At 39.6% G+C, this 9471-nt stretch carries 5 protein-coding genes; 4 read left to right on the top strand and 1 reads right to left on the bottom strand.

The window, feature by feature from the left end; all coding sequences use genetic code 11:
* Window positions 1-543: 543 nt before the first annotated feature.
* Window positions 544-1107: an RNA polymerase sigma-70 factor gene (locus DXA54_RS21935; protein WP_008648524.1), complete on the bottom strand. Its 564-nt coding sequence runs from the start codon at window positions 1105-1107 to the stop codon at window positions 544-546.
* Between the two features lie 173 nt (window positions 1108-1280).
* Between DXA54_RS21935 and DXA54_RS21930 the strand changes: the two genes are divergently transcribed.
* The 4 genes from DXA54_RS21930 (at window position 1281) to DXA54_RS21915 (ending at window position 9469) form a co-directional block, all read left to right on the top strand.
* A complete protein-coding gene (locus DXA54_RS21930) occupies window positions 1281-3272 on the top strand; it encodes an SUMF1/EgtB/PvdO family nonheme iron enzyme (protein ID WP_120080653.1) in 1992 nt (663 codons plus the stop codon).
* A gap of 94 nt (window positions 3273-3366) precedes the next feature.
* A complete protein-coding gene (locus tag DXA54_RS21925) occupies window positions 3367-4287 on the top strand; it encodes a FecR family protein (RefSeq protein WP_032848779.1) in 921 nt (306 codons plus the stop codon).
* Window positions 4288-4538: 251 nt separating this feature from the next.
* Window positions 4539-7832 carry a SusC/RagA family TonB-linked outer membrane protein gene (locus tag DXA54_RS21920; protein ID WP_032852539.1) on the top strand — a complete coding sequence of 1098 codons (3294 nt, stop codon included), beginning with the start codon at window positions 4539-4541 and terminating at the stop codon, window positions 7830-7832.
* A 23-nt stretch (window positions 7833-7855) separates the two neighbouring features.
* Window positions 7856-9469 (top strand): SusD/RagB family nutrient-binding outer membrane lipoprotein, encoded by a 1614-nt coding sequence (locus DXA54_RS21915; RefSeq protein ID WP_008648518.1) that lies wholly within the window; start codon window positions 7856-7858, stop codon window positions 9467-9469.
* The last annotated feature ends 2 nt before the right edge of the window (window positions 9470-9471 follow it).

Here is a 9471-nt window from a genome sequence, read left to right as displayed (position 1 = left end):
TCACAATAGAAGAAGTACCACCAAATTTGACGAAGAACCTGATTTGGCAATTCTATTTCTCATATTCTCATGAATATCAGTCAACCTGTTGAAACATAATGTAATAGAATATGAGAAATACTTTGAAAAGTTGGCATTTCTCATACTTTTCCTGTGCTCTATCCCTAAAAACAGGCATTTCTCATACTCATTCTTGTTATTTCTCATAGCAGTTGTATAACAATCTACTGCTATTTTACGCCTGAATCATTAATAGTAAAGTTATTCTTCATTATAGATAAACTTGTTTTGGGTTAATAGTAAACTTGTTTTTCACCTATTATAAACTATAATTGCAAGCTTTGATTATATAATTGCAAGTTTTATTTTTATAAATGCAACCTTTGATTATAAAAACGAAGATTGCATTTATAGTTTATGATTAGTCAAAAATAACTTTATATATAAGGGTTTGCAAGTTTGCTATTAGTCGATAGCAACTTTACTGTTAATACTTTCCGGACGGACAAGTAATAGTTAGTATGTGGTGATAAGGAGAGACTGTTATGTGCGATAGATTAACAAAAGTAACAATGGCAGATAGTCTTTCAGTTCATTGCGCAAAAGTTCCATTGTCTTTTGCTTATAACGGTTGATGGATTTCACACTAAGATTCATCTCTTCTGCAATTTCTACATGCGTTTTGCCTTCAAAGAAGCTTTTCATAAATACTGTACGGTAGTTCTCCGGAAGTTTGTACAATGTTTCGTATAGCATTCGGTACAGTTCGTCAAGAGTATATACACTATCCGGTTCTGTTTCATAGACTGGAGTTTTCTTCTGTATGTTTTCCGCATAGCTCCATTCATATTCCTGATGTTTCAGGAAATTCAGGCAACTGTTTTTCACGCACATCTTGATATATCCCAATGCTGTGTTCGATTGTAGGTCGAAAGAATCGGTATCCATCTTGTCCCATAATGAAGCGAATACATCCGAAACGATGTCTTCACGTGTCTCTTTATCATCAACAAACCTTTTTGCATACAGACAAAATGGGGCATAATACTCCTCATAAAGTTGTTTGAAAGCCCGTTCCTTAGTCTGTTTGGAAAAAGATATTTTCATTATTTAGAGGTTCTGTAGTTTTTCATTTTGCTGCAAATATATAATAAGATAATTATCAAAGCCTAATTTTCGATTCTTTTTTTTGCTTTCAACACTAATGAATAGAAAATAATCAGATGAGGCTGTCCTTTTGTATATAGGTTGATTGTATTATATATAAACAGGATTGAAATATGAAAAACAAGTTTTTTTTATTGGCTATAACCTTTTGTTTGCCAATACATTCTCAAGAAATTTCCAAGTCTTTTATTCCGATGGCTGAAATACCTGTCGGAAGTTTTTATATGGGAAGTGACGGATTAGGCGAAGATTTTGATGAGGCTCCTATCCATCAGGTAGTAATCTCTCGCCCGTTTCGTATGGGAATCACTGAAATAACGAATGCGCAATATGAATCATTCCGTCCGGAACATCGGGCATTACGAGGAAAAAACGGTGTTTCGCTGGAAGATGATGAAGCAGTTGTCAATGTGAGTTATTCCGATGCTGTTGCCTTTTGTGAATGGCTTAGCCGGAAAGAAGGCAAAAACTATCGTTTGCCAACAGAAGCGGAATGGGAATATGCTTGTCGGGCAGGCACATACACACTATTTTCTACAGGAGACGGGTTACCTGCAGTTTATCATCGGAATCAAAAAGTGGTTCGTGACTTTGATCCGGTATCTTTAAAAGTAGCTCAGACTCCTCCTAATACATTCGGGCTTTATGATATGCATGGAAATGTGGAAGAATGGTGCTTGGATTGGTATGCTCCTTATTCCGCAGAAAAGCAGAAAGACCCGGCAGGACCATTGGCAGGAGAGTTTCGGGTCACTAGAGGAGGGAGTCATCACACCCCGGAGAAATACTTGCGAAGTGCCAATCGACTGGCTATGCTCCCGGAAGATAAACATTCCCAAACCGGATTTAGAATTGTGGAAGCCGATACTCGTTTGAATGTATCGGGAACATCTGCCCCTGTTCCGTTCAATCAGAAATCTGTAGAAAATACATCTATAAAATGGAAAAAAGTATCTGCTATCACACCGATGTTTTTGCCTCCGATACCATTTGTGGTACGTCCGGTATGTGATTCGAATACCCCATTTTATCTGCATAATCATCAGCCTGCAGTTACGTGGTGTGATAATGGAGATTTGCTGGCAATATGGTTTTCTGCAAATGAAGAGAATGGGAGAGGGATGGTAGTACTCGGTTCCCGCTTGCGTGCCGGGCACACTGATTGGGATGTGGCTTCTTTATTCTTTAAAGTTCCGGATCGGAATATGACAGGAAGCGCTTTGCTCAATGACGGGAAAGGAAAATTGTATCATATCAATGGAGTGGAAGCATCGGGAGACTGGCAGAATCTCGCAATGGTACTACGTACCAGCACAGATAACGGTGCTTCATGGAGCACTCCTAAACTGATAGCTCCCGAACATACCAAACGTCATCAGGTAATAGCTGGTACGATTCGCACACGTGAGGGATGGCTGGTTCAAGCCTGTGATGCGGGTCCCGGCAGTCATGACGGGGCAGCTGTTCAAATCAGTAAAGATGGAGGAAAAACATGGTGCGATCCTTGGGATGGCGCTCCTTTGCCGGATTTCAAAGAAGGAGGAACGGGAAGTACAATCGCAGGTATCCATGCGGGAATTGTACAATTAGGGAACGGAAGTTTGATGGCTATGGGGCGTGGTAATAGCATACGGAATAAAGAAGGAAAGCTCCGAATGCCAATGAGCATATCAGATGATATGGGAAAGACCTGGAAATATGTAGCAAGCGAACTCCCTCCTATTGACGGAGGTCAGCGTCTTGTTTTAATGAGACTGAATGAAGGACCTTTGCTATTGGTTTCTTTCACAGACCATCCGCAACGTACGCCTTTGGAAGAACGTGGTCTGGAATTTAAGGATAAAAATGGAAATGTGAAGAAAGGATATGGCATGTATGCGGCTCTTTCCTACGATGAGGGAAAAACATGGCCGGTAAGAAAACTACTGACGGACGGTGAATATCGTTTTTTAAACGGTGGAGCATGGACGGGATATTTCGAAATGGATGAAAATCATGCTGAACCACGTGGCTATCTTGCAGGAACACAAACTCCTGATAATGTGGTTCATATCCTTAGTAGCCGATTGCATTACCGCTTCAATTTGGCATGGCTCGAAAAATAAAATAAAAAAAGTTTGTTTTTGCTGTCCTTTTCCAATTACTTCAGTTGTATTATAAGTGTAATTACAATTAAAAGATAAGATTTTGAAAGAAAATATGGAAAATATGAGTCCGGAATCATTGCTCCGTAAAGCACAAGCATTGGGAGATGATATTAAAGAAATGGAATCCATTGATGTATTGGGTGCCTATTATCAAGCACAAACCACAATAAAAACTAATAGAAGAAAGAATATGTATAATCAACTGATGCGTTATGCAGCATTTCTGACTATACCTTTATTTCTCTCTTCTCTGGTTTTGGGATATTTATATTTTAGTGGAACAGAAACCGACGAGAAATATGCAGAGGTGGTAACCGCTACCGGTTCTGTCATACGTTATGAACTTCCGGATCATTCTGTAGTATGGTTGAATGCAGGTAGTACATTGCGTTATCCTACCACTTTCAAGAAAGACAACCGGTTGGTAGAACTGAAGGGTGAGGCATATTTCGAAGTGCAGGCAGACAAAGATCGTCCTTTCTATGTAAATACTCCGAATGGCTTGAGCGTATATGTTTATGGAACCAAATTTAATGTAGCTGCTTATGAGGATGATAATTATATAGAAACAGTATTGGAAAAGGGTAAGGTAAATGTGATAACCCCCGATCAGGAAACAATCGTATTGGCTCCTGGAGAACAGTTGCTTTACGACAAACAGAGTCAAAAGTCGAAAAAAAATAAAGTGGATGTCTATGGAAAGATAGCTTGGAAAGATGGAAAACTAATTTTCAGAAATGCTTCATTAGAAGAAATCCTGAAGCGTCTGGAACGACATTTCAATGTAGAAATTCAGTTTAACAATAGGTCTGGAAAAGAATATAAGTACCGGGCTACTTTCCGGACTGAAACTCTGTCGCAGATATTGGATTATCTGGCCAGGTCTGCCGATTTAAAATGGAAAATTGAAGAACCGCAACAACAGGCAGATGATACATTATCAAAGACTAAAATTAGAGTAGATTTATATTAGAGTAGTAACCCTTAAAATAAAAGCCCATGGAATAACACAAGAGAATAAAAGAAAGGAAGAAAGCTGCTACCAACAGCTGTCTTCCTCCGAATTTTCCAGATTCACGGTACAAGGTCTCGCAAACACTAGCCGGAATCAAACCATAGTTCATTTAGTAATAAACTTTAGTTAGCCACAAATGTATGAAAAAAAATCATTCATTTACAGCATTATGTCCTAAATATGCTTTAAATCTAAAACTTCCTTTAGTTATGAGGATTAGTCTAGCACTACTTTTCGCAGTAGTATTACAACTTTCTGCCGAAGATGGCTATGCCCAGCGAACGCGGGTTGCCATTTCAATGAACAATGTATCTGTAGAACAGGTACTGAATAAAATAGAGGAGACGTCCGACTATGTTTTCCTTTATAATGATAAAACAATTCAGAAGAATCGTATTGTTTCTGTGAGAAACAATTCAGGTAAGATCCTGGATATTCTTGATGAGGTATTTAAAGGAACCAACATTACTTATACAGTGGTTGATAAGCAGATTATCTTGTCTACCAATAAATTGAATGTAACAGAGCAAGATCCGACTATTCAGGTAAAAGGTACAGTGAAAGATACAAAAGGAGAACCTTTGATCGGAGTGAATGTGAAAGTAAAAGGGACAACTACCGGTGCTATTACAGATTTCGACGGAAACTTTCAGATTCAAGCTAAAAAGGGAGCGGTATTGGAGATCTCTTATATTGGATATGCTTCTCAAGAGGTGAAGGTTACAGATAATAAATCGCTTTCCATTGTGATGACGGAAGATGCAAAAGTCTTGAATGAGGTTGTTGTAACGGCTTTGGGCATTAAACGCGAAACCAAGTCTTTGACATACAATGTGCAGCAGATTGGCGGCGACGAAGTGGCAAAGGCGAAAGATATGAATGTGATGAGCAGTCTTGCCGGTAAGGTGGCGGGTGTGAATATCAATGCAAGTTCATCCGGTATTGGAGGCGGTGCCCGTGTGGTAATGCGTGGTACGAAGTCTATATCAGGTAATAACAACGCTCTATATGTAGTAGATGGAGTTCCTTTGGCTAATATATCAGGTGAACAACCCGACGATCAGTATACGGGTGCCGGACAATCCGGTGACGGATTGGCTAACTTCAACGCTGATGATATAGAATCAATTTCAGTACTTAGCGGATCGGCCGCCGCTGCACTATACGGTTCGGCTGCTGCCAATGGTGTGGTACTTATCACAACGAAGAAAGGAGCTGTAGATAAAACCAGATTGACTTACAGTAATAATTCAACTTTCTATTCACCATTCCGATTGCCGGAATTCCAGAATACGTATGGTTCGGAAACTGGAGAGTGGTATAGTTGGGCATCTAAATTGTCATCTCCTACCGATTATGAAGTTAAAGATTTTTTTCAGACAGGTTACAATGTAGCAAACACTGTAAGTCTGACTACAGGGACACAAAAAAATCAAACCTATGTATCCGTAGGTGCTGTGAATGCCCGGGGTATCATTCAGAATAATGACTTGGACAGATATAATTTCTCTGTTCGTAACACGACCTCTATGCTGAATGATAAACTGACGATGGATTTAAGTTTTATGTATTCTAATGTAAAGGAACAGAATATGTTGTCGCAAGGAGAGTATGCCAATCCATTGGTTCCCGTTTATTTATTTCCGCGCGGTGATGATTTCTCGAAATATCAGTATTATGAACGATATGATGTAGACCGTAACATAAAAACACAGTTCTGGCCATTGAAAGAAAATGGATTATCCATGCAGAATCCTTACTGGATTACGAACCGGAATATGTATACCAACAAGAAAGACCGTTTTCTGGCAAGCGGTTCACTAAAATATACGATAACAGATTGGTTGAATGTTTCCGGACGCGTGAAACTGGATAAGGAAACTATCAACTCGGAAAAGAAAATGTATGCTTCCACTTTGAATGTGATTGCTGAAAACTCGGATAAAGGAGCATACGTGCAATCGAACAAGAATACCAGTCAGATATATGCGGATGCCATGTTGAATATCAATAAATATTTCTATCACGACACATGGAATCTGACAGCATCTTTAGGTGCCAGTTTATTGGATTTGGATTATAAGGAACTTAATTTTGGCGGCGGATTGCTGACCATTCCTAATCTGTTTACTTCTAACAATGCGAACGTTTCCGGTAAATTAACCTATAAAAATACGAACTATCACGACCGTACCAATTCTTTATTCGGAACATTCTCATTAGGATATAAGGGCATGGTTTATGTAGACGGTTCGTTACGTAATGACTGGATATCTGCTTTGGCAGGAACAAACCATTCTTCCATATTATATCCTTCTATCGGTGCTTCAGCGATTCTGACTAATATGTTTACAATGAAATCTAACATTCTTTCTTATGCAAAGGTCCGCCTTTCATATAGTGAGGTGGGTAATGCACCGGAAAGATTCAGGGCTATCACTACTTACGCAGTGTTGGGAGGGTTGAATACCACTTCTTATTTCCCGATAAAAGACCTTAAACCGGAGAGAACTCATTCATGGGAAGGAGGATTTAATTTAGGTTTGTTTGATAATAAACTGACACTGGACGTGACAGCTTATAAGACATATACGGAGAATCAGCTCTTCAGTCCGGAAATTTCTACAACAACCGGATATTCTAAACTATATGTAAATGCAGGTAAAGTAACGAATAAAGGTATTGAGTTAGCTCTTGGCTTTAAACAGAATATAGGGCCTGTAGATTGGAAAACAACTTTACTATGGTCGCTCAACAGAAACCGCATTGACCAATTACTCCCTGAATATACAAATGAAGAGTTGGGAGTGACAGTACATCTGGACGAAATGGATGTTTATTCATTAGGCGGTGCCAAACAACGGCTAACAGTGGGGGGCTCTATGGGAGATGTATATGTGAATACAATGAGAACTGACGAGCATGGATATATCTGGATGAATTCAATGACAGGTGCATTGGAAACGGATAAGAATAATTATGTCTATGCCGGTAATACCAATCCGAAATATACTCTTAGTTGGAGAAATGAATTTAATTGGAAAGGAATCAGTCTCGGATTTATGTTGAATGCCCGTGTAGGTGGTATCGGAGTTTCTGCCACTCAAGCTGTAATGGACTATTATGGAGTGTCTAAGACATCGGCAGAAGCGCGGGATAATGGTGGCGTGAAAGTAAACGGTCAGATGATTGATGCCCAGACATGGTATCAGACTATCGGAGCTAATGGTACAGGTTATGTCGGTTCTATGTATGTATATAGTATGACGAATGTTCGTTTGGGAGAATTGACATTGGGATATGATATTCCGATCAATAAATGGTGTAAATGGATTTCTGGATTGAATGTGTCCTTTGTAGGACGTAATTTATGGATGCTATATTGTAAGGCTCCATTTGACCCGGAATCTACTGCAAGTACAGGTACTTATAACCAGGGTATGGACTATTTCATGCAACCGAGTTTGAGATCGATGGGATTTTCTGCAAAGATTTCTTTCTAATTGGATAACCTTTAAAAAAAATAATGATGAACATACGTAAGTTTTTTAAAGTAAGGAACTACTACTTACTCCTTGGAGTAATCATGATAAATGTAGGTTGTACGAAGAATTTTCTGGAGTACAATACCAATCCTAATGAAGCAACCGATGAGATGACGGATTGGGATAATGTGAGAACTGGTTCTCTTCTTTTACAGATGGAGCAGAACGTACTGGTGGTAGCACAACCGGGACTTAATATCGGTTCGGACAGATATCAGACTGTGGAAGTGATGGGTGGAGATGGTTATGTCGGCTATTTTGGTTTTCCTGCTCCCAGTATCAATTCTGCCGGTCGTTACAATTGGGATAAAAGAAGTTGGTATGGTGATATGTTCACTACCAATTACCTGACGACTATGAATGCTTGGCGTGAAATAAGAAAAGCGATTAACAATGACGAAGATCCCCGGTTTTCTATGGCACAAATTCTGAAAGTAGCGGCAATGCATCGTGTGACAGATACCTATGGTCCTATTCCTTATTTGAATTTTGGAGTTTCAAAAGAAGTGCCTTATGATTCGCAAAAGGATGTTTATTACAGATTCTTTGAGGAGTTGGATGGAGCTATCAATAACTTGGATAGTTACGCAGCATCCGGAAATAAAGTTTTGTCATCATGGGATTGTGTGTTCAACGGTGATGTTACATCTTGGATAAAGTTTGCCAATTCACTTCGCTTGCGTCTTGCATTGCGTCTTGCCTATGTGGATGAAACAAAGGCAAAAAGTGAAGCCCAACTGGCTATTGGCAACAGTTATGGTTTGATGAATGTAAAGTCTGATTTAGCAGAACTTCAGCATATTACTCCGATAGCGACTTATGAAAGTCCTCTGTATATTCTGAAAGGATGGGATGATATTTGTATGGGAGCGACGCTGGATTCATACATGAATGGTTATCAGGATCCACGACTTTCTGCTTACTTCGAGGCAGGTACGGGTGGAAAATATCGGGGTATAAGAGCCGGAATGTCAAAGGACGTAAGTAAGGATAAATATATAACAGGAATCTTTGCCGAACCACAGGCAACCGCTACTTCCAATGTAGTGTGGATGCGTTCATCCGAATCATATTTCTTGTTGGCGGAATATGCTTTGCGTTGGGGAACGAATGCCGATGCTAAAAAGTATTATGAAGATGGAATAAGAATGTCTTTTGATGAACATGGCGCATCGGGAGCTGACGCGTATCTGACAAGAACTGCGGCGGGTGGATATGTGCCAGCCAATTATGAGGATCCGGTGACATCATCTCATTCCATGGATGCTTTAGGTACTGTTTCTATTGCTTGGGATGAATCGGGGGATTTTAAAACAAATCTGGAACAAATCATTACTCAAAAGTACATTGCTCTTTATCCGGTGGGACAAGAGGCATGGACAGAGTTCCGCCGTACCGGTTATCCGAAAGTATTTCCGGTTGTTGTGAACGAAAGTTCCGGAGGTTCTGTAGACACAAATATACAAATCCGCAGATTACCTTATCCGGAATCGGAATATAATACGAATAGAACAGAGTTGGATAAAGGCATCACACTTTTAGGTGGCGTAGATAACCCGGGTGTCAGATTGTGGTGGGATGTGCCTAATAAATAATT

Source organism: Bacteroides sp. OF03-11BH (genome assembly GCF_003604005.1).
GTDB classification, from domain to species: domain Bacteria; phylum Bacteroidota; class Bacteroidia; order Bacteroidales; family Bacteroidaceae; genus Bacteroides; species Bacteroides ovatus.
Note: the sequence above shows the minus strand (reverse complement) of the source record. Positions and strands in the feature narration are given on the sequence as shown.

Bases quoted from the DNA above. Each gene is read 5' to 3' on its own strand.
- DXA54_RS21925 (WP_032848779.1), top strand. From the start codon at position 3,367: ATGGAAAATATGAGTCCGGAATCATTGCTCCGTAAAGCACAAGCATTG.
- DXA54_RS21930 (WP_120080653.1), top strand. From the start codon at position 1,281: ATGAAAAACAAGTTTTTTTTATTGGCTATAACCTTTTGTTTGCCAATA.
- DXA54_RS21915 (WP_008648518.1), top strand. From the start codon at position 7,856: ATGATGAACATACGTAAGTTTTTTAAAGTAAGGAACTACTACTTACTC.
- DXA54_RS21935 (WP_008648524.1), bottom strand. From the start codon at position 1,107: ATGAAAATATCTTTTTCCAAACAGACTAAGGAACGGGCTTTCAAACAA.
- DXA54_RS21920 (WP_032852539.1), top strand. From the start codon at position 4,539: ATGAGGATTAGTCTAGCACTACTTTTCGCAGTAGTATTACAACTTTCT.